General features: G+C 62.4%; 22 protein-coding genes. 6 read left to right on the forward strand and 16 right to left on the reverse strand.

Going from position 1 to position 20,672, the window contains the following annotated elements; translation table 11 throughout:
• Positions 1-68: 68 nt before the first annotated feature.
• Positions 69-557, reverse strand: coding sequence for a hemerythrin domain-containing protein (locus JV18_RS0106970; protein WP_033073940.1), 489 nt, complete (start codon positions 555-557; stop codon positions 69-71).
• A gap of 72 nt (positions 558-629) precedes the next feature.
• Positions 630-2,711, reverse strand: coding sequence for an EAL domain-containing protein (locus JV18_RS0106975; RefSeq protein WP_235302937.1), 2,082 nt, complete (start codon positions 2,709-2,711; stop codon positions 630-632).
• Positions 2,712-2,986: 275 nt separating this feature from the next.
• On the opposite strand from JV18_RS0106975, the gene JV18_RS0106980 reads away from it, so the two are divergent.
• The gene (locus JV18_RS0106980) at positions 2,987-3,739 is read left to right on the forward strand and encodes a MerR family transcriptional regulator (RefSeq protein WP_033073941.1); all 753 of its coding nucleotides are present in this window, start codon (positions 2,987-2,989) and stop codon (positions 3,737-3,739) included.
• Here JV18_RS0106980 and queA read toward each other — a convergent pair.
• From queA to JV18_RS0107005, 5 genes are all read right to left on the reverse strand, one after another.
• Positions 3,718-4,764 carry a tRNA preQ1(34) S-adenosylmethionine ribosyltransferase-isomerase QueA gene (queA, locus tag JV18_RS0106985; protein ID WP_033073942.1) on the reverse strand — a complete coding sequence of 349 codons (1,047 nt, stop codon included), beginning with the start codon at positions 4,762-4,764 and terminating at the stop codon, positions 3,718-3,720. The genes JV18_RS0106980 and queA overlap by 22 nt on opposite strands.
• Positions 4,765-4,781: 17 nt before the next feature.
• Positions 4,782-5,495, reverse strand: a complete 714-nt coding sequence (locus JV18_RS0106990; protein WP_033073943.1) for a peptidylprolyl isomerase — start codon at positions 5,493-5,495, stop codon at positions 4,782-4,784.
• Positions 5,496-5,591: 96 nt separating this feature from the next.
• Positions 5,592-6,098, reverse strand: a complete 507-nt coding sequence (gene coaD, locus JV18_RS0106995; RefSeq protein ID WP_033073944.1) for a pantetheine-phosphate adenylyltransferase — start codon at positions 6,096-6,098, stop codon at positions 5,592-5,594.
• Entirely contained in the window at positions 6,098-7,021 is a 924-nt protein-coding gene (locus JV18_RS0107000) for a polyprenyl synthetase family protein (protein WP_033073945.1), read from the reverse strand. Before JV18_RS0107000 ends, coaD begins: the two co-directional genes overlap by 1 nt.
• Positions 7,022-7,028: 7 nt before the next feature.
• Complete coding sequence (locus tag JV18_RS0107005; protein WP_052071801.1) at positions 7,029-7,292, reverse strand: exodeoxyribonuclease VII small subunit; 264 nt, start codon at positions 7,290-7,292, stop codon at positions 7,029-7,031.
• A gap of 195 nt (positions 7,293-7,487) precedes the next feature.
• On the opposite strand from JV18_RS0107005, the gene JV18_RS0107010 reads away from it, so the two are divergent.
• The 3 genes from JV18_RS0107010 (at position 7,488) to JV18_RS0107020 (ending at position 10,980) form a co-directional block, all read left to right on the forward strand.
• A complete protein-coding gene (locus JV18_RS0107010; protein WP_033073946.1) occupies positions 7,488-7,796 on the forward strand; it encodes a hypothetical protein in 309 nt (102 codons plus the stop codon).
• Positions 7,797-7,893: 97 nt separating this feature from the next.
• A complete protein-coding gene (purL, locus tag JV18_RS0107015) occupies positions 7,894-10,137 on the forward strand; it encodes a phosphoribosylformylglycinamidine synthase subunit PurL (protein ID WP_033073947.1) in 2,244 nt (747 codons plus the stop codon).
• A gap of 102 nt (positions 10,138-10,239) precedes the next feature.
• Positions 10,240-10,980, forward strand: a complete 741-nt coding sequence (locus JV18_RS0107020; protein WP_033073948.1) for a DUF72 domain-containing protein — start codon at positions 10,240-10,242, stop codon at positions 10,978-10,980.
• Positions 10,981-10,995: 15 nt separating this feature from the next.
• Here the strand turns inward: JV18_RS0107020 and JV18_RS0107025 are convergent, their stop codons facing one another.
• Entirely contained in the window at positions 10,996-11,811 is an 816-nt protein-coding gene (locus tag JV18_RS0107025) for a Coq4 family protein (protein WP_033073949.1), read from the reverse strand.
• Between the two features lie 112 nt (positions 11,812-11,923).
• On the opposite strand from JV18_RS0107025, the gene JV18_RS0107030 reads away from it, so the two are divergent.
• A complete protein-coding gene (locus JV18_RS0107030; RefSeq protein ID WP_033073950.1) occupies positions 11,924-12,598 on the forward strand; it encodes a nitroreductase family protein in 675 nt (224 codons plus the stop codon).
• 28 nt (positions 12,599-12,626) lie between these two features.
• Positions 12,627-13,874, forward strand: a complete 1,248-nt coding sequence (locus tag JV18_RS0107035; protein WP_033073951.1) for a DUF418 domain-containing protein — start codon at positions 12,627-12,629, stop codon at positions 13,872-13,874.
• A 16-nt stretch (positions 13,875-13,890) separates the two neighbouring features.
• On the opposite strand, the gene JV18_RS0107040 is transcribed toward JV18_RS0107035, so the two are convergent.
• The 8 genes from JV18_RS0107040 to JV18_RS0107075 all read right to left on the reverse strand — a co-directional run bounded on the left by JV18_RS0107040 (position 13,891) and on the right by JV18_RS0107075 (position 20,671).
• Entirely contained in the window at positions 13,891-14,301 is a 411-nt protein-coding gene (locus JV18_RS0107040; protein WP_200879074.1) for an Hpt domain-containing protein, read from the reverse strand.
• Between the two features lie 114 nt (positions 14,302-14,415).
• Positions 14,416-14,643 carry a sulfurtransferase TusA family protein gene (locus JV18_RS0107045; protein ID WP_268746265.1) on the reverse strand — a complete coding sequence of 76 codons (228 nt, stop codon included), beginning with the start codon at positions 14,641-14,643 and terminating at the stop codon, positions 14,416-14,418.
• A gap of 24 nt (positions 14,644-14,667) precedes the next feature.
• Positions 14,668-16,038, reverse strand: coding sequence for a ribosome biogenesis GTPase Der (gene der / locus JV18_RS0107050; RefSeq protein WP_033073952.1), 1,371 nt, complete (start codon positions 16,036-16,038; stop codon positions 14,668-14,670).
• Between the two features lie 42 nt (positions 16,039-16,080).
• A complete protein-coding gene (locus tag JV18_RS0107055; RefSeq protein ID WP_033073953.1) occupies positions 16,081-17,415 on the reverse strand; it encodes an outer membrane protein assembly factor BamB family protein in 1,335 nt (444 codons plus the stop codon).
• Between the two features lies 1 nt (position 17,416).
• Positions 17,417-18,211: a tetratricopeptide repeat protein gene (locus JV18_RS0107060; protein WP_033073954.1), complete on the reverse strand. Its 795-nt coding sequence runs from the start codon at positions 18,209-18,211 to the stop codon at positions 17,417-17,419.
• A 121-nt stretch (positions 18,212-18,332) separates the two neighbouring features.
• Complete coding sequence (panB, locus tag JV18_RS0107065; RefSeq protein ID WP_033073955.1) at positions 18,333-19,196, reverse strand: 3-methyl-2-oxobutanoate hydroxymethyltransferase; 864 nt, start codon at positions 19,194-19,196, stop codon at positions 18,333-18,335.
• Between the two features lie 69 nt (positions 19,197-19,265).
• Entirely contained in the window at positions 19,266-20,324 is a 1,059-nt protein-coding gene (locus JV18_RS0107070; RefSeq protein ID WP_033075070.1) for a glycerophosphodiester phosphodiesterase, read from the reverse strand.
• A complete protein-coding gene (locus JV18_RS0107075) occupies positions 20,321-20,671 on the reverse strand; it encodes an ArsC family reductase (RefSeq protein WP_033073956.1) in 351 nt (116 codons plus the stop codon). The genes JV18_RS0107070 and JV18_RS0107075 overlap by 4 nt, the downstream gene beginning before the upstream one ends.
• Position 20,672: the final 1 nt, after the last annotated feature.

Here is a 20,672-nt window from a genome sequence, read left to right on the forward strand (position 1 = left end):
GCGCGGCTATGGCGCGGGTGCGTGTGAAAGTCGAGCCGCGGCGCGCGCCGCCCTGACGCTCTTTGCCGCTACTCGCGCTCGTCGTCGCTCGAGGGCTCCTCTTCAGCCGCCTTGGCCTTTTCCTTCGGCTTTTCCTTCTCGAAAATCGCGATCAGCTCTTTCTTGCGTTCCTCCGACAGTCCCTTCTCGGCTTCGGGGAACATCTCCTCCTCTTCCTCGTCGATATGGTGGAGATAGCGCTCCTTCATCGTGCGAAAGCGGGTGAGCCAGCCGGTCGAGCCGAAATCCATTTCATAAAGCTCGGTCAGCATATCCTCGACTTCCTTATGTTCGGATACGCTATGCTGCGCCTCGTCGCGCAAATCGGGCTTGCCGAGCATCGTCGCATAGAGCGACATCTCCTCAGCCGCGGCATGCGCCGTCACCTCGACGCGAAAGGTCTCGAACAGCTCCGCCCGTTCCGGGCTGTCACCCTGAGTCGCATCAATGCGATCCAAAAGATCGCGGTGCCGGTCATGGTCGGCCTTCAACCTGGCAAAAATTCGCGTCTCGCTCATGTCGGTATCCCTTTCATCCAGTCGCCTCTCCAACGGCTGATGAAAAAGAGGGTTCCGCACCGATGAGCCGCGTCAGTCCTTCTTCCAGTCATTGACCGTGCTGAAGGCCGGCAGTTCCAGCGTCGTCGCGATCCGTTTCGTCGCCTCGGCGATCAGATAGGGCGACACACGGTGCCGGGTGCACAGGCCGCCATTGCCGTCGCTGACGAGCGATTGTTCAAATTCGACGCCCTGCTGATGCTTGACCGAGCGGCGCACCGTCGCGGTCGCAAGCTGGCCTTCGCCAAAGTCTATGACAAATTGCGTGCCCAGCGGCACATCGAGCAAGCCTTCGATCAGCGCGCCGGTCGCCGACAAATTGCGGATCACCACTTCATAGCGGTGATTGCCATGGATGGCGCCGACCTTGCGATACATATGGAAACGATCGTTGCGCTGCCGCGCTGGTCCCGAGGGCTTGATCGTCCACGCGCCCGTTTCGGTCTGTTCGAGCAGATTCGCGTTAGGCACCGGCTTGCTGTAAACATAGCCCTGCACATGGCTGACGTTGAGCTTGCGGATCAGGTCGAGCTGATCGAGCGATTCAATTCCCTCGGCCGTCGTTTCCATATCGAGCGCCTCGGCCAGCGCCACGATGGCGGCGATGATCGCGGCGTTGCGCGATCCCGCAACCGTCGCATCGCGCACAAAGCTCTGGTCGATCTTGATCTTGTCGAAGGGCGCAGTCTGCAAATAGCTGAGCGAGGAATAGCCCGTGCCAAAATCGTCGAGCGCCAGACGTACGCCTACACCTTTCAGCGCCTCGAACATGCGGTTGGTTTCGCTGCTGTCGCCCAGGAATACGCTTTCGGTAATCTCCAGCTCCAGCCGTTCGGGGGGAAGTCCGCTCGAAGCCAACGCGTGCATGACCAGCTTGGGCAGGCCTTCATTGGCGAACTGGATCGGCGAGACATTGACCGCGACGCGCATGTCGCCCGGCCAGGTAGCGGCATCAGCGCAGGCGGTGCGCAACACCCATTCGCCAATCGACAGAATGAGGTTCGATTCCTCCGCAATGGGAATGAACACAGCAGGCGATATTGGTCCGCGTTCCGGATGGTTCCAACGCAGCAGCGCCTCGACCCCCGTGACGACATTGGACTTCGCATTGACCACCGGCTGATAGGCCAGATGCATTTCATTGCGAACCAGCGCGTCACGCAAATCCTCCTCCAGCACGCGCCGATCCTCGGCGGCCTGATGCAGATCCTGCGAATAAAAGCGGAAACGTCCGCGCCCATTGCCCTTTGCGGCATAAAGGGCGAGATCGGCGTTGCGGATCAGATCGCCGCTCTTCGTCCCGTCAAAGGGGCTGATCGCGACCCCCACCGAAGCCCCGATGATGCAGCGACTGCCATCGACCGAATAAGGCTGCGACAGGCTGGCAATGATTTCGCCCGCCAGATCGCCCAATTCGCCGCGGTCATCCTTGTCGGGCAATATGATCTGAAATTCATCGCCGCCCAGACGGCTAACCATTTCCTTGTCGCCGACAATTTTGAGCAGGCGTTGCGCCACCTGCTTGAGCAATTCATCGCCCGCCGGATGACCCAGCGTGTCATTGACCTGCTTGAAACGATCGAGGTCGAGCAGCATCACCGCGCAGCTTCGGTCCTGCTGCGAAAAGGCAGCCAGCGTCGTTTCCAGCTTTTTTGAAATATGATGGCGATTGGCAAGCCCGGTCAGCGAGTCATACAGCGCCAGGCGCGAGGCATCCTCCGCCGAACGGCGCTGGGCGGTAATATCGGTTCCGCTACCGCGATAGCCCTGAAACTGACCGCCCTCGCTATAGAAAGGCCGCCCGGAAACGGCCCACCAGCATTCCTCTTCCTCCAGCGCGGCGCGCAGGGGCAGTTCGTCGATCTTCGACTGGCGCGTCAGCAAAAAGGGCAAGCTGCGTTGGCGCTCGCTTTCACCAGCCGACCCGTCAAAAAGCTCCACGAGCGGCGTCCCGGCCAGCCCGTCGCCGCTTTTTCCCAAACGCGCTGCAACGGTTTCGGAAATATAGGTCAGCCGTCCTTCGGCATTGGTGGCCCAGAACCAGCCGCGACCGCTTTCTTCATAATTTTGAAGAAGGCGCAGCGCTTCATTCATCTGCAGACCGGGCGGAGCCATGTCCGAAGACTTCGCCCCTCGCCCAACAAATTTGCCCAGCAATCCGCCGCGTGAGCGCATATTTTCGGTGCTCTCGTCTGCCGCATCACGCGCGCTGCGTGCCATCCTGCTCATTCCGAAAACTCTTGCTGGCCCATATTCCCTCCGAAATGGCAGCAAAGCCTTGCGATTGCGTAAATGGTCGATTGACCCTTATCCTTTGGCGCGTCGAATAACGCTTGACCCTCACGCAACGTGATAGCCGAAAAGCCCGGTCCATGATGAGGAGACGATAGGTGCGAACCGTTCGACAAGTCGCCAAGGCAGCGGACATCAGCGTGCGGACACTGCATCATTATGATGCGATCGGCCTGCTGAAACCCGGTCATGTCGGCGGCAATGGCTATCGCTATTATGGCCGGGAAGAGATGCTGCGCCTCCAGCAGATCCTCTTCTATCGCGAACTGGGCCTGCCGCTCGCCGACATTGCCGCGATCCTTGACGATCCTAGTTTTGATCCCTTGGCTGCCTTGCACGAGCATCGTGCCGCGCTGAAGGGGCGTATCGGTCATTATCGCAACCTCATCCACACCATCGATCGCACGATCGAAGCATTGGAAAAGGATGAAGAGATGGATGACAAAGATCTATATGCGGGGATTTCACCCGAAACCCGCGCACGCTGGGAAAAGGAAGCGGTCGACTTTTGGGGCAAGGATGCCGTCGAAGCCGCACAGGCCAAGGCGCGCAGCCTCTCACCCGAGGATATCGCTGACCTCAAACGGGAGATGGAAGCGATACGCGATGACTTCATCCGCCTGTTTCAGTCAGGCGACGCCCCGGATTCCACGCCGGTGCAGGAGGTGACGCACCGACATTATCTGTGGGTTTCGCGAAGCTGGACGCCCGATGCCGCTGCCTTTGCAGGGCTTGGGCGCCATTATGTCGAGAATCCCGAATTTCGGGATACCTACAAGGGCAGCGACTTGCCCGGGTGCCCCGAATTTATCGCCGAGGCGATGGCCATTTATGCCGACCGCTCGCTCTGAGCGGGAAGCAGCAGGCTGGCATCCCCATAGCTGTAGAAACGATATCCCGTCTCTATGGCATGGGAATAGGCGGCCTGCATCACCTCCAGCCCCATCAGCGCGCTCACCAGCATGAACAGGGTGGAGCGCGGCAGGTGAAAATTGGTCATCAGCCCGTCAATCGCGCGAAAGCGATAGCCGGGGGTGATGAAAATCGACGTGTCGCCCGCAAAGGGACGGATCACGCCACCAGCCTGCGCCGCGCTTTCGAGCAGGCGCAGGCTGGTGGTGCCCACCGCAATCACCCGCCCGCCGCGCGCGCGAACCGCGTTGAGCCGGTCGGCGGTCTCGGCATCGATCCGCCCCCATTCGGCGTGCATCTGATGATCTTCGGTATCCTCGGCCTTCACCGGCAGAAAAGTCCCCGCCCCCACATGCAGCGTCAGCGTCTCGCTGGTAATTCCAGCCGCCGCGAGCGCATCCAGCAGCGCCGGGGTAAAGTGAAGCGCGGCGGTGGGCGCGGCGACCGCGCCATCTTCACGCGCAAACATGGTCTGGTAATCGTCGCGGTCCGCGTCGTCGATGTCGCGCTTGCCCGCGATATAAGGCGGCAAGGGGACGGTGCCTGCGCGTTCGAGCAATATTTCGACCGGCTCATCCCCGCCAAAAGCGAGGATGAAGCTTCCGTCGGACAGCCGCTCCTCAGCCAGCGCCGCAACGCCTTCGCCGAAATCGACCGTCTCCCCCACGCGCAGACGCTTGGCGTTGCGAATGAAGGCTTGCCAGCGGCGCAGGTCGATCCGCTTGTGCAAGGTCGCGCCGATCCGCGCCTCTCCACGCCGCCCTTCGAGCTGGGCGGGGATCACGCGCGTGTCGTTGAAGACGAGGCAATCGCCCGCGCGCAGACAGGCGGGCAGGTCGCGCACCCCAGCGTCGGTCATGCGATTCCCGTCCACCACCAGCATGCGCGCGGCATCGCGCGGCCGCGCGGGCCGCAACGCTATGCGCTCATTGGGCAAGTCGAAATCGAACGCATCGACGCGCATTGCGCGCCCTCTCCCTTTTAGCGGATCGGCGCGTTACGCGGCGCCGCACCGATATTCGCGTCGGCTGCGGGCGGCGGGGCGTCTTCGGTCAAAGCCGATGCGGGGGGCATGGGCTTGTTATCGGCAGCCACCGACACCTGCACCATGCGCGACATCACCGGCGGTGGCTCGCCGCGCTTGATCGCATCGACATATTCCATCCCCGACACGACGCGCCCGAATACCGTATAGTTGCGGTCAAGGGCAAAGCGCGGCTGCAACATGATGAAAAACTGGCTGTTGGCACTGTCCGGGCTTTGCGCGCGCGCCATCGAAACGGTGCCGCGCAAATGCGGCACCGCGTTGAATTCGGCCTTGAGGTCCGGAAGCGCCGATCCGCCCTGCCCCGTCGCGCTGGGGTCGCCCGTCTGCGCCATGAAGCCGTCGATCACCCGGTGAAACTTCACCCCATTGTAAAAGCCGTCGCGCGCCAGCTCTTTGACACGCGCGACATGATTGGGCGCCACATTGGGATAAAGCTGGATCACCACGCGCCCACCCGTCGACAGGTCGAGGTTGAGCATATATTCGGGGTTACCAATATATTGGTCGGGGGTCATCGCAGGTGCAGCGGGCGCTTCCGTCGCCGGTGCGGCATCGGGCGCAACGGCGGGTGCATCCTGCGCAGCAGCGGACAAGGCGAGGCCCAGTGCCAGGCCAGTCAGCGCCAGCGGTCGGAAAATCAATTTCATTCTGGATCGGCCCTTGCTCTTGATGTTTCTTGGTCAGAAATATGCCCCAGGCAGCGCGGCCTAGCGGGAAAAAGCTGAACGCTCAATGATTGAGCATCACGGATCGCCGCGACGCAGCCCCCGCTCGGCAATTCGCGCCTCGACGGCATCGCGCACCGCCGGGGTGACGAATTTATGGATCTCGCCGCCATAAATGGCGATTTCCTTGACCAAGCGCGAGGCGATGGGCTGCAGGCTGACGTCTGCCATCAAAAAGGCAGTCTCGACGCGGTTGTTCAGCTGCTGGTTCATGCCCGCCATCTGATATTCATATTCGAAATCGGCAACCGCGCGCAGCCCGCGCACAATGACGGTGGCGCCTTCGCGGGTCGCGAAATCCATGAGGAGGGAATTGAAGCCGACAACGCGAATATCACCCTCGATGCCCTGCACCTCGCGCTCCACCATGGCGATGCGCTCATCGTCCTCGAACATCGGCGTTTTGGAGATATTGGTCGTCACGCCGATAACCAGCCGATCGACCAGCTTCGCCCCGCGCCGGATGATGTCCATATGCCCCAGCGTGATCGGGTCGAATGTCCCGGGGTAAACTCCAATCCGCATCAACGATCCCTTTCCACCACAAAGCGCGCAATAGCGCGCAGCAGCGCCGCCTCTTCACCAAAGCCCGCCAAATGCCCCACCGCCTGTTCGACCAGCGCATGCGCCTGGTCGCGCGCCCGTTCCAGCCCCATCAAAGTGACAAAGGTCGCCTTGCCTGCCGCGTCATCCTTTTGGAGCGCCTTGCCCGCCAGCGCCTCATCCCCTTCCACATCCATGATGTCGTCGGCGATCTGGAAAGCGAGGCCGATATCCCGTGCATAACCGCGCAAGGGCGCGCGTGCATCGGGAGGCAGCCGCCCGAGAATGGCTCCGGCCTCGACCGAAAAACCGATCAGCGCGCCCGTCTTGAGTTGTTGCAGGCGCGTCACCGTATGCAGGTCGAAATTGGATTTTTCAGCGGCCAGATCCATCATCTGCCCCCCGGCCATTCCGGCCGGACCGGCAGCATGGGCGAGTTCCTTCATCAGTTCGGCCCGCACAAAGGGGTCCGAATGGGTCGCGGGGTCGACAAGCCATTCGAAAGCGAGCGCGTGGAGCGAATCCCCCGCCAGAATCGCCGTCGCTTCATCATAAGCCCGATGAACCGTCGGCTTTCCGCGCCGCATATCGTCATCATCCATGCACGGAAGATCATCGTGGATCAGCGAATAGACATGCATCGCCTCCACTGCCGCGCCAACGCGCAAGCTCAGCGCCCGGTCGATATGAAAAAGATCCGCCGCCGCGCGCACCAGCAGCGGGCGCAGCCTTTTCCCGCCACCGATGGCCGCATGACGCATCGCCCGATAAAGCGGCTCGCGCGGGTCGGCGGGTATCGTCAGCAACTGCTCGAACAGCCGGTCGATCCCTTCCGCCACCTCTGCCTGCGCGGCGGACAGAAGGGCAGCATAGTCCCCAGACCCCTCTCCGATATGCGCCGCCATGCGCGGTTCAGCTTTCGCCAAAGGGCTTGGTTCCGGTCGGCTGTCCATCGCTGCCCAGGCTGACCTGTTCGATCCGCGCCTGCGCCGCTGCCAGACGCGCTTCGCAATGCGCGCGCAGCGCATGGCCGCGCTCATAAAGATTAACCGATTCCTCCAGGCTGACATCGCCATTTTCCAGGCGCCGGACGATCATTTCCAATTCGCCCATCGCCGCCTCGAACGACAGGGAGTCAATGGCCACGGGGGCCGTGTTTTCGGGGGTATCGGTCATGGGTCCTGCTTTGGCCCTTTCTGCCCCTTTTGGTCAAGCGCGACGTCGGGCAGGGCCCATTATCGCTTACCCGCAGTGCAATGACAATTTCATCCTTTGCAATTGCTGCCCGCCCAAAAGCGAGTCATGTTGCAATGCACAAAATACGGAGGGGCTGAAAGGCAAGTTTTGTTCAACCAGACAAGGACTTGCATCATGAAAAAGCTGTTTCTTCCCATCCTTGCCGTCGGCCTGATGGCGCCCGCATTCGCTCCCATCGCCGCTACGGCCGGGGAAAAAGCCGAACGGCGCTTCGAACATGACGGACATGTTTACAGCTACACGGTCACCCACAAGGGCGATTATCGCGTGATCAGCGGCGTCGAAGAGCGCAGCGGCAAGGCGTTTCACCTTCGCGTCGGCGACAAGCGCGTGCGCGGCACCGTAGGGTCGCAGCAGGTGAATTTCACGCTGCGCGATGTCGAACCGCTCGGCAAGCCCGCCACGACACTCGCCTCGCGCTGAGCCTTTTCCCCACCTTTTCCCTTTCGCAGCCCCTTTATGGCGGAATTTGGCCATAGAGGGGCTGTTCCTATCGCGCGCGCGGGGCTAAAGGCGCGCCATGACTCAGCCAGCCACTGCCATCACCGCCGAGATCGTCGCCGAGCACGGTCTGTCCCCCGAAGAATATGAGCGCATTCTGTCTGCGCTTGGCCGCGAGCCCAATCTCGTCGAGCTTGGGATTTTCTCGGTCATGTGGTCAGAGCATTGCAGCTATAAAAGCTCGCGCATCCACCTCAAAAAATTGCCGACCGAAGCCCCCTGGGTAATCTGCGGCCCCGGCGAAAATGCGGGCGTGATCGACATTGGCGAAGGCCCGGACGGAAAGAAACTCGCTGCCATCTTCAAGATGGAGAGCCACAACCACCCCTCCTACATCGAGCCCTATCAGGGCGCGGCAACCGGCGTCGGCGGCATTTTGCGCGACGTCTTCACCATGGGCGCGCGGCCCGTGGCCAACCTCAACGCGCTGCGTTTCGGCCGCCCCGACCATCCGAAGATGCGCCACCTGATCTCGGGCGTGGTTCATGGCATCGGCGGTTATGGCAATTGCGTCGGCGTTCCGACCGTCGGCGGCGAGGTCAATTTCCACAAGGCCTATGATGGCAATATCCTCGTCAATGCGATGACCGTCGGCGTCGCCGAACAGGACAAGATCTTCTATTCGGCGGCAAGCGGCGTCGGCAATCCGATCGTCTATGTCGGGTCGAAAACCGGCCGCGACGGCATCCATGGCGCGACCATGGCCAGCGCCGACTTCGGCGAAGATGCGGAGGAAAAGCGCCCGACCGTCCAGGTCGGCGATCCCTTCACCGAAAAATTGCTGATCGAAGCCTGCCTTGAACTGATGGCATCGGACGCCATCGTCGCCATTCAGGATATGGGCGCTGCCGGGCTTACGTCATCCTCGGTCGAAATGGCATCTAAGGGCGGCGTCGGCATCCATTTGAAGATGGACGATGTGCCCCAACGCGAGTCGGGCATGACCGCCTATGAGATGATGCTGTCGGAAAGCCAGGAGCGGATGCTCATGGTGCTGAAGCCCGGCAAGGAAGATTTCGCCAAGGCGATCTTTGAAAAATGGGAACTGGATTTCGCGGTCATCGGCACCGTCACCGACACGGGCCGCATGGTGCTGGAGCATCGGGGCGAGATTGTCTGCGACATCCCCCTTGCCCCGCTGGCCGATGATGCGCCGCTGTATGACCGCCCGCACGTCCCGACGCCCCCTCAGGCGGAATTGACCAATGTTCCCGAAACCACGGACGTGGCCGCCGACCTCCGGACGCTGATGGGCACCCCCGACATCGCCAGCCGCCGCTGGATCTGGGAGCAATATGACAGCCAGGTCGGCGCCGATACGGTGCAGACGGGCGGCGATGCCGCGATCGTCCGCATTCATGGCACCAATCGCGGGCTGGCGATGAGCACCGATTGCACCCCGCGCTATTGCTATGCCGATCCGTTCGAGGGCGGCAAACAGGCGGTGGCCGAAACCTGGCGCAACATCAGCGCGGTCGGCGCCAAGCCGCTCGCGATCACCAATTGCCTCAATTTCGCCAATCCGCAGCGCCCCGAAATCATGGGCCAGATTGTCGGGTGCCTCGACGGCATGGCCGAGGCGTGCCGCGCGCTCGACTATCCGATCGTGTCGGGCAATGTGAGCCTTTACAATGAGTCAAAGGCCACGGGCGGGGGCAGCGCGATTCTGCCTACCCCCGCGATCGGCGGCGTCGGCGTGATCGAAGATCTGGCCAAAACGGTCGGCATCGGCTTCAAGCGCACCGGCGATATCGTGCTCGCCGTGGGTGAACGTATGGGTCATCTCGGCCAGTCGGCGTGGCTGCGCGAAATCCACGGGCGCGAGGAAGGTCCGCCGCCGCCCGTCGATTTGAAGGCTGAAAAGCGCACTGGCGATTTCATCCGCAAGAGCATCGAGGCCGGCTGGATCACCGCCTGCCACGATGTGTCCGATGGCGGCGTCGCCGTTGCGCTCGCTGAAATGGCGCTCAAGTCGAACATCGGCGTGATGGTCAGCGAGGAACAACCCTTTGGTATCGCCGAAAGCTTCTTCGGCGAGGATCAGGGCCTCTATCTCGTCACCGTCTGCGACACCTGCCTTGCCGATTTCCTCGATGCAGCGAACCGCGCCGATGTGCCGGTCGATCCGCTCGGCCGCACGATCAAGGACCGGATCGTTTTCGAACTGCCCGAAAGCGATCATCAGGTGACGCTCGCCGAACTGCGCGAGGCGCATGAAGGCTTTTTCCCCAAGCTGATGGGGGCGGACGCCGCGCTCGCCTAATATCCCCGCCTCGTCATCCCGGCGAAAGCGGGGATCTCCCGGCGCGGCAAAAAGCGACCATGAGATCCCGGGCTTCGCCCGGACGACGGAGGTGATGAAGTCATGAGCATCCATATCGGCATTGGCGGCTGGACCTATGAACCCTGGCGCGGGACCTTCTACCCGCCCAAGCATCCGCAGAAACGCGAGCTGGAATATGCCGGCCAACATCTGACGGGGATCGAGATCAACGGCACCTATTATGGAAGCCAGAAACCCGAAAGCTTTGCCAACTGGGCAACGTCGGTCCCCGATGGCTTCCGGTTCAGCGTCAAGGCCTCACGCTTTTGCACCAACCGCAAGCAGTTGGGCGAAGGCGCCGCCTCGGTCGAAAAATTTCTGACGCAGGGGCTGACCCGGCTCGGCGACCGGTTGGGTCCGATATTGTGGCAGTTCATGGCGACCAAGAAATTCGAGCGCGACGATTTCGCGCGCTTCCTCGACCTCCTTCCCGAGGCCCAGGACGGGCTGCCGTTGCGCCATGCGCTGGAGGTGCGGCACGAAAGCTTTTGCGATGCCGCCTTTGTCGATCTCGCGCGCGAACGGAATATGGCGATCGTGCTCGCCGACAGCGACGAATTTCCGCGCATCGACGAGGCGACCGCCGATTTCCGCTATGCGCGTCTGCAACGCAGTGTGGAGACAGTGGAAACCGGCTATACCGACGCCGACCTGGCCCAGTGGGCCACGCGCCTCGGTGATTGGGAAAAAGAGGGCAGCGACACCTATCTTTTCTTCATCGCGGGCGCAAAGCTGCGTAATCCGGCGGCGGCACAGGCACTCATCGCCCGCCTCGCCGCCTGATTACATCGGCAGGGCTCAAGCCGCCTGGGCCAGCGGCCCTTCATCCTTTGCCGCAGCCGCCTGTGTGCCAAGCAGGTCATAGGGATCAATCCCGTCCGCGCGCATGGCGGCATGAACCTGCTTGTATACCACCGGCTCGGCAATCCCCAGCCGCTTGCGGGCGGCTTCCAGGGGCTCGGCGAGCAGCGCTTCGATATTCTGATGCGCGATCTGCTGCGCGGCGCGGCCATGGCGCTGCCCTTCGCGCACCGCGGCATAAACGGCGTAGCGGCCGCCCAGCCCCTTGTGTATTTCGCGCGCGCCCGCCCAGGCGATGAACAGCGTGCCCCAGCTTGGTGTCTGGCTATAGGAGAAGGCGAGCACACATTGTTCGCCCAGCGCGTCGCGGCCATAGCCGGTCAGAATGTGGAACAGGTCATGCGTATCGCGCAGCCGGTTGCCATAAAGTTCGAGCATATCGTCATAGCGCGGCTGACCCCGGCGGAATTTGTCAAACTCGTCGACAAGCCCCTGTGCCGTCAGCCCCTCGCGCTCCATGAAATCGACATAGATGCGCCCCACACTGCCTTCGGGCAGCTTGCGCAGCCGGTCATGGTCATCGAGCATGGCGGGCAGATAGGCGCGTTCCGCCAGCAGCTTCTTCCCTTCGGCAGTCTGGAAAAAGGCCGCAGCGGATTTGGCGAAACGGCTGTCGCGCAGCGCTTCGATAATATGGAAGACCTGTTCGGTATCTTCCTTGTCGGCGATCAGATTGCGAAAATGCCGCCACGCCTTCAGCGGACGCAGGCCAGTCTCGGTTCGGTCGGGATGCGAAAGGGGAATGGCGTTCATGACGACTCTCTGTTCCTGTCCTCGATGATGAGGAAATAGCATTACTAACATAAATGTCAATACTTCATGAAAAGCCGCTGGTTTTTTGGGGAAGGCGCGATAGGATTTCGCGATGCAGCCACATCCCATGATCCCCTACACCGCCCTGCCCGCGCTGACCGATGCCCAGCGTATTGCCGCTGCGGCGGCCTTTCGCGACCATATGGCCGCGCGGCGCACCTGCCGCATGTTCACCGACACGCCCGTGCCGCGCGCGGTGATCGAAGCCGCCATCGCCGTCGCGGGAACCGCGCCCAGCGGCGCCAACCATCAGCCCTGGCATTTTGCCGCCATCGAATCGGCGGGCCTCAAACATCGCATTCGCGAAGCGGCGGAAGCCGAAGAGCGCGCTTTTTACGAAAGCCGCGCCGGGCAGGAATGGCTAGAGGCGCTCGCGCCGCTCGGCACCGATGCCGACAAGGATTTTCTCGACACTGCCCCCTGGCTGATCGTCGTTTTCGGCCAGCGGCGCGGCGGGATCGAACCCGGCGAAGCGCGGCAAAATTATTATGTCACCGAAAGCGTTGGCATTGCCTGCGGATTGTTGCTGGCCGCGCTGCACAGCGCGGGATTGGCCACCCTCACCCATACCCCCTCGCCCATGGGCTTTCTGCGCGAGATTTGCGGGCGCCCCGCGGACGAGAAGCCGATGATGCTGATCGTTGCCGGCCACCCCGCCGCCGATGCCACCATTCCGCTCCACGCAACGCGCAAGAAATCGCTCGACCAGATTGCGACCTGGCTGTAATAGCGCGTTAACACAGCAGGGGCGGACTATGGCTAGCGGCAGCGGGGCGTCCCGTATCATCGCGCTCGACGCGCTGCGCGGCTTCGCGGTCATGGGCATATTGGCGATGAACATCATCGCCTTTTCCATGCCCGAAATGGCGTATATCTCGCCGCGCATCTATGGCGGCGAGAATTTGGCGGACCTCATCGCCTGGTCATTGAGCTTCCTGTTGATCGACGGGAAGATGCGCGGCCTCTTCTCGCTGCTCTTCGGTGCCAGCATGATCCTGATCGCCGACCGCGCCGCCGCCAGCGGGCAAAGCGCGGTATCGGTCCATTATCGGCGCATGGCATGGCTCGCACTCTTTGGGCTGTGCCATTTCCTTTTTCTGTGGTGGGGCGATATTCTGTTTCTCTATGCAGCCGTGGGTTCCGTCGCCTTTCTGATGCGCGGTTGGAGCCATCAGCGTCTGATCCGCTGGGCCATCGGCCTGTATGCGCTCGGAACGCTGGTGATGACCATCCTCATGGGATCCAGCCTCGTCAGCATCCGCATAGGGGAAAGCGCGGGCGCTTCCTCCGAACAGGTTGAGCTTGCGCAGGAAATGCGCGCCGAATACTCGCTCACCGATGAGGAGATTGACGAGGAAGTTGCCTTTTACCGCAGCGATTATTGGACCATCACCGCCGACCAGTTCGCCAATGTCTCTGATCTACTCGTGGGCGTCGCATGGAGTTTTCTCGAGACCCTACCGCTTATGATGCTGGGCATGGCCTTGTTCCGCAGCGGTTTTCTGGTCGGCGGCCGGGAACGAGCCATCTATTGGCGCAGCGTCGCCGCCTTTCTGGTGCCAGGTTTTTTGCTCACGCTTGCCCTGCTGTGGGTAGAGTGGCGCACTGGTTTTGATCCGGTCATCGGAGTCAATATATTTGCAGCTTGGGGAATGCCCGCGCGTCTGATGATGACCATCGGCTATGCGGCGCTCCTTCTTCTGCTAATCGGGCGATACGCCCAAAGTGGCTGGATGATGCGGGTCGCGGCTGCCGGGCGGGCGGCTTTCACCAATTATCTGGGCACCAGTCTGGTGATGACCTTCATCTTCTATGGATATGGCTTAGGTTTATTTGGCGCTGTGCCGCGCGCCGAGCTTTATCTTTTCGTGCTCGGGGCCTGGGCGCTCATGCTGCTCTGGTCCAAGCCATGGCTCGATCATTTCCGTTATGGCCCGCTCGAATGGCTGTGGCGCTGTCTCGCGCAAGGGAAATGGGTACCGCTACGTCGCGGCAACGCTTAAGCCCCCCAGGAAGGGGTCAGAGTCGCGAAATCGCCCGGCCGAAACCGCTACGCGACGGGCGCGCAACAAGCGGGTTCGCTTCCTTGTCCAGCGCGCTGAGCGTCTCCTCGAACAATGCCCGCAGACCCGCCACGCGGGGAATAAACTCCTCCGGGCTGTGGCGGCTTTCGACGCAGCGGCGCGCGAACATCTCGATATCTTCGGCAAGCTGCCCCAGCCGTTCGGCGCCGAACTGACGCGCTTCGCTTTTCAGCGTATGGGCGGGCATGACCAGGCCGCGCGCGTCGCTTTCGCGCATTGCCTTTTCAATGGCCGCGACCGATTTGATGCCATCTTCCTGGAAATAGCCCAATATGCGCACAAACTGGTCGCCCAACTGGGCGCGTGTGGCGCGAAACTCGTTCCAATCCACCAGCGGCTCTGTCACTTTTCCATTCCTTGGCGTCCATCGACCAGCAGTCTTCGCTCACACATGCACCAAAAGCGGTTAAAGCGAAGTTACGCCAACCGCTTACTTGTGCCGATAATGGACCCAAATCTTTCAGCCTTTGCGGATGAGCCACCGCTCTTCGGTTGCTTCTGCCGCGCTCTGCGGCTCCATCGTCCACCCGTGCTGCGCCGCCAAAGCCGCAATTTCAGCGGGTGCGCGCGGATCGTCGGCGACCAGCAGCACGGCCTTTTCCTCGCGCATGGCGCGCGCCAGCCGCAGCGCGGGCCAGGGACAGCGCATGCCGCGGGTATCGACCAGCAGGGGAGAGCGTGACGTCAAGGCAGCAGGCCGCGACGCGGCCTCTTATTCATCATAGGGGTTGCGGCTGTTCCGGAAATTCAGGCGAACCGGAACCCCCTGAAACCCCAGTTCCTTGCGCATCCCGTTCACAAGATAGCGTTCATAGCTTCCCGGCAGCGCGTCGGTGCGGGTGCCAAAAACGATGAAGGTCGGCGGGCGGGTGCGCGCCTGGGTGATATAGCGAAGCTTGATGCGCTTGCCCCCCGGCGCGGGCGGCGGATTTGCTGAAACCGCCCCTTCGAACCAGCGGTTGAGCCGCGCGGTCGACACCCGGTTGGTCCAGATGTCGCGCTGTTCAAAGGCGACGCGGACCAGCGTGTCGATCCCCTTGCCTGTCGCGCCCGATATGCTGAGCAAGGGAACCCCTTTCACCTGGCTCAGCCCGTCATCAAGCGCATTCCGCACCCCGTTGAACAGAGCGGACGGCTCTTCGGCGACATCCCATTTGTTGAGGGCGACGATCAGCGCGCGGCCTTCCTCCAGCACCTTGTCGGCGATGCGCAGATCCTGCGCTTCCAACCCCTTGGTCGCATCGAGCAGCAGGACAACCACTTCGGCAAAATCAACGGCATGCAGGGCATCGGCGACCGACAGCTTTTCCAGCTTGTCCTGCACCTTGGCCCGCTTTCGCATGCCCGCCGTGTCGAAAAGCTGGATGGGGTGAACCGTGCCGTCATTTTCCCACTGCCAGTCGACGCGAATCGAATCGCGCGTAATCCCCGCCTCCGGCCCTGTGATCAGGCGGTCCTCGCCGATCATCCGGTTGATCAGCGTCGATTTACCGGCATTGGGGCGCCCGACGATAGCCAGCTTCATCGGCCCCAGCGGCGCCTCATCCCCCGCTTCCAGTTCGGCGGCCTCGGCCTCCATAAAGGGTTCGACAATGGGGCGCAGCGCATCGAACAGATCGACCATGCCTTCGCCATGCTCGGCGCTCAGCGCGATGGGGGTTTCAAACCCCAGCGCATAGCTTTCCATCAGCCCCGCTTCGCCCTGTTTCCCCTCGGCCTTGTTGACCAGCAGGATGATCGGCGCATTTTCGCTGCGCAGCCAGCGGGCGATTTCCTCGTCCAGGGGCGTGACGCCAGCGCGCCCATCGATCATGAACAACGCGGCATCGGCCTCGCGCACGGCTTTTTCGGTCTGGACCCGCATCCGGCCCGGCAGGGTCGCGGCATCCTGATCCTCAAAGCCCGCCGTATCGACGATACGGAAATTCAGTCCCAAAAGCTCGCCGTCGCCTTCGCGCCGGTCGCGGGTCACCCCCGGCTGGTCATCGACCAGCGCAAGCCTTTTGCCCACCAGACGGTTGAACAAAGTCGATTTGCCGACATTGGGACGGCCGACAATGGCGATCGTCGCGGACCGCGCCATGCTATTATCCTATCTTTCGGCGGGGCAAATCGCCCCGCCCATTTAACGCCAGGCGGTCAAACGCCCGTCGTCGGCCAGAATATAAAGAATATTGTTGGCGACAACCGGCGGCTGCGACAGCGGCGTCTTGAAATCGGTGGTGGCAAGGACCGAACCATCGGTCGGCGAAAATTCGACCAGCTGCCCCTCGCTGTTGACCGCAATCAGGCGGCCACCCGCCAGAATCGGGCCGGTCCAGCGGATCGGGTCCTTTTTCTTCTTCTCGGTTTCGACGCGGTAGCGGGCGAGCTGCTGCAGCCAGCGAACCTTGCCCGTTCCCCGCGCGACGCACAGCAGCTTGCCGTCGTCGGTCATCGCATAGACCCATTCGCCCACCACATAGGGGGTCGAAATGCCCGCGATGGAAATTTCCCAGATGCGCTGACCGGTGACCAGCTCATAGCTCGCCATGCGCCCGCCCTGCCCCAGCGCAAAGACGCGGCCCCGGTCGATGACCGGATCGGCATCGACGTCGGTCAGCGTGGAAACGGACAGCGCCATCGAGGTGCGCGCCAGCGCATCTTCCCAAAGGTCGCGGCCATTTTCATAGCGATAGGCCTGAACCTCGCCCGATGAATAGCCCGCGACGAGGGTGCTCTGCCCCGCGGCAGGCGAAGCGGCGCCAAAAACGCTGCCCGGCTCCAGCGAGGCCGTTGCCTGCCACAACACCGCGCCATCGGCGGCGTTGAGCGCAAGAAGCTGATTATCCTGCGTCACCACATAAACACCGCCATAGGCGATGGTCGGCGCGCCGCGCAGCAGCCCGGCGGGCTTCGTCTTCCAGATCAGCGAACCATCGGCGACGTTCAGCGCCGCAACATCGCCCGCGCCGCTGGTGGCATAAACGATATTGCCGTCAACGCCCGCACCGCCGCCGAACAGCGAATTCTGATAATCCTTGCCGGTGCTGCCGATCGACACGCTCCACAGCTTTGCGCCCGTATCAGCGGCAAAGGCGGTGACGACAGCATCGGTATCGACAACGAACAGCCGGTTGTCAGCAATAACAGGGGCGGCCGCGAGCCGCTGTTTCGTCGTACCGCCCGCCACATTGGCTGCCCACAGCTGCGTGCGCGTGGCGGCAAGCGCGGGATGGCCCATCGACTTAGAGGCATTGCCCCCCGATTGCGCCCAGTCGGCATTGACCGCGGGCGGCGGCAGGACCACCGCCGCCGAAGCGGTCGCCGGGTCCACCTTGATGCTGTCATCATTCGACAGGATCGAAATACGCTCGCCCACCGTCGGCGTGCGCGGGCCACCATCGCTTTTGAAAGCGCCGCAGCCGGCAAGCGGCAACGCCAACAGCGCGGCGTAAAATCCATAACGCCTTTTCAGCATATTATTTGGCTTCCTCAGTCTTGGCTGCGGCCGCTTCTTTTCCGGCGGCCTTCTTCGGGTCTGGCGCGCCGGCCTTGGCCGCACCGGCCTTTTCCGTCTCGTCGGCGTCGTCGGCGACCGCATCGACGCCCAGCATCCCGGCCATCTGGACGCTGCGCGATTGCAGCGAACGCGGCAAATCGGGCATCTCGGCAATCCGCCCATACAGGGCGCCCGCCTTGTCGAACTGGCCCATGCGATAATAGGCAATGGCGCTCAATTCCGCGGCGCTGGGGAAAAAGCTGGACACCGGGTCCTTGGCATCGACGATCGGCTTCATCCGCGCGATCACATCTTCGGCTTTCAGCGTATCAAATTCGAACGCGGTCTGGCGGATCAACGCCAGATCGCGCAGCGTCGAATCGAGTTTCGGATCGGCGGCAACCTTCGCCATCAAGGCCGCGGCACCTTTCAGGTCGTCACGTTCGGCGGCCATATTCGCCTGCTGGATCAACGCGGCGGCGCGATAGGCAGCTTCATCGCCCGCCTCGATCGCTTTCAGCGCCTTGGTCGCTGCGTCACCCTGACCGCTCGCCACCTTGTCGAGGGCGGCGACAAGCTCTTCGGCGCTTTCGCCGCGGGCCACATTCTGCTGGTGATCCCAATAAAGATAGCCGCCAAAGGCCAGCAATCCCGCGACCGCGAGACCGATGATCCACAGGCCATAGCGCTGCATGATCGTGTCGAGCCGATCCTTGCGAACCGCCTCATCCACTTCCTGTAGCAAGGCGGCATCGTTCGTGGGGCTCAGCGCCAATCAAACCTCCATAATCTCGTCTGCGATTGCGGCCAAAGGGGCCAGCGGATCGTTTCCTTAGCGGCCACGCCCGCAAAGGCCAAGCGTTTCGCTCAACCCAGCCGCCGCAGCGCGCGTCGGATCATCCAGCGTAGATTTGATCGTCGGTCGGGAATGAACGGGACCTGACCTGATCGGCATATTCCTGCACCGCGCCCTCGATCACGCCCGCCATATCCTGATAGCGCTTCACGAATTTCGGCACACGTTCGAACATGCCCAGCATATCTTCGGTGACAAGGACCTGCCCGTCGCAGCGTGCCGATGCGCCGATGCCGATGGTCGGGCACGCGACCTTTTCGGTGATTTCAATGGCAATCGATTCCAGCACGCCTTCGATCACGATCGAAAAGGCGCCGGCCTGCGCCACCGCGACCGCATCCTCGACAATCGAGCGCGCCTCTTCCTCGCTCTTGCCGCGCACGCCATATCCGCCCAGAATATTCACTGCCTGCGGCGTCAGGCCGACATGGCCCATCACCGGAATGCCGCGCTGGGTCAGAAATTCAATGGTCGGCGCCAGTACCTTGCCGCCCTCCACCTTCACTGCCGCCGCGCCGGTTTCCTTCAGCAGGCGCGAGGCATTGTCGAACGCCTGCTCCGGGCTGCCTTCATAGCTGCCAAAGGGCATGTCGACGATCACCGCCGCATGATAGGAACCGCGCACCACAGCGGCGCCGTGCAGCGCCATCATGTCCATCGTCACGCCGACCGTATGCGGCATGCCGTAAATCACCTGCGCCAGCGAATCGCCGACCAGCAGCATGTCGCAATGCGGATCGAGCAGTTGCGCCATCCGCACCGTATAGGCAGTCAGCATTACCAGCGGTTCCCCGCCCTTGCGCTGGCGGATGCGCGGCACCGTCAGCCGCTTCATCGGCTGCGGCGTCGGATTCGCCCGGCTGGTCGATGTATCGAGGGTGAGCATTTTGGAGGTCGTAGACATGGCGCGGGAGCCTAGCGATTTATGCTGCGCTGCGAAAGCGGCAATGCAAGGCGCGCTCCCCGGCGCGATTCAACGCCGCGCCGCGGTCGCCTCCGCCACATTGTCGCTGAACAATCCGTCGATGCCCGCGGCCAGATAGGCGCGAATTTCGGCCTGCACATCGCCATGCCCCGCCGGATTGACCCCCGCTTTCATCTCCAGCGGCAGGAAATAATTCTCGCGCCGAAAGGTCCAGGGATGCACCTTCAGCCCCGCCGCATGGGCATCGCGCACCAGCGTCGTCGGCTCTCCCAGCGCACCGAGCGCGCCGCGCGGGATCACCATCGCCTTGTTCGGCCCGATGCCGTCGGCATAGGCCGCCACCGCTTTCAACCCCTCCGGCGATGCCATCGCCGCATAACTGGCGCCGGGCTGATCGGCGGGCCCGCCTTCGGCATCCATCAACTGGATCAGCGGCAAGTCGCTCTTCGCGCGCAGCGCCTTCAGATTTCCGACTTCAAAGCTCTGGATAAAAACCGGCGCGGCGCGCCCGCGATAGCCAAAGCGCGCGAGCGCCGCGAGCAGGGGCGCTTCATGCGGCAGGCCAATCGACGCGAAATAGGCAGGATGCTTGGTTTCGGGATAAACGCCAATGGGCACCTCCCGCCCCTCATTCACCTCTTCGAGCAGCGCAAGTATTTCCTCAAATGTCGGCACGTCATAACGGCCATCATGCCCCGTACCGCGCAGTTGCGGCAGCCGCTCACGCGCGCGCAGGGTCTTGATCTCCGCCAGTGTGAAATCTTCGGTGAACCAGCCGCTCACTTCGCGCCCGTCAATCGTCTTTACCCGCTTGCGATCGGCAAATTCGGGGCGGTCTGCGACGTCGGTCGTTTCCGAAATCTCATTCTCATGCCGGGCGATCAGCACGCCATCGCGGGTCAGCACCAGGTCGGGCTCGATAAAATCGGCGCCCTGCTCGATCGCCAGCCGATAGCTCGCCAGCGTATGCTCGGGCCGTTCGCCCGAAGCGCCGCGATGCGCGATGATGATCGGCGGCGCGCCGGTCAGCGTGGGGGTCACCACCCGCTCCTCAGCCGCGCAGCCGGTGGAAAGCGCCAGCAGGACGGCAGCAAGCAGCGCCCTCATGCCGCAAGGCGCGCGCGCCATTCATCGGCCGAAAAGCCGACGCTGACCCCCTCGCCCCATTCGGCGACGGGCCGCTTGATCATCGCCGGCTGGTCGAGCATCAACATCTTGGCCTTCGCCGCATCGAGACCGGCCTTGTCCGCCTCATCGAGCTTGCGAAAGGTCGTGCCCCGCTTGTTGAGCACAGCCTCCCAGCCCAGCGCATCGATCCAGCCTTGCAGCCGCTCAGGCTCCAGCCCATCCTTGCGGAAATCGTGAAAATCATAGGCGACCCCGGCATCGTCGAGCCAGCGCCGCGCCTTTTTCACCGTGTCGCAATTGGGAATACCGTAAATTTTGATCATCATC

Source organism: Sphingopyxis sp. MWB1, from assembly GCF_000763945.1.
GTDB lineage: Bacteria > Pseudomonadota > Alphaproteobacteria > Sphingomonadales > Sphingomonadaceae > Sphingopyxis.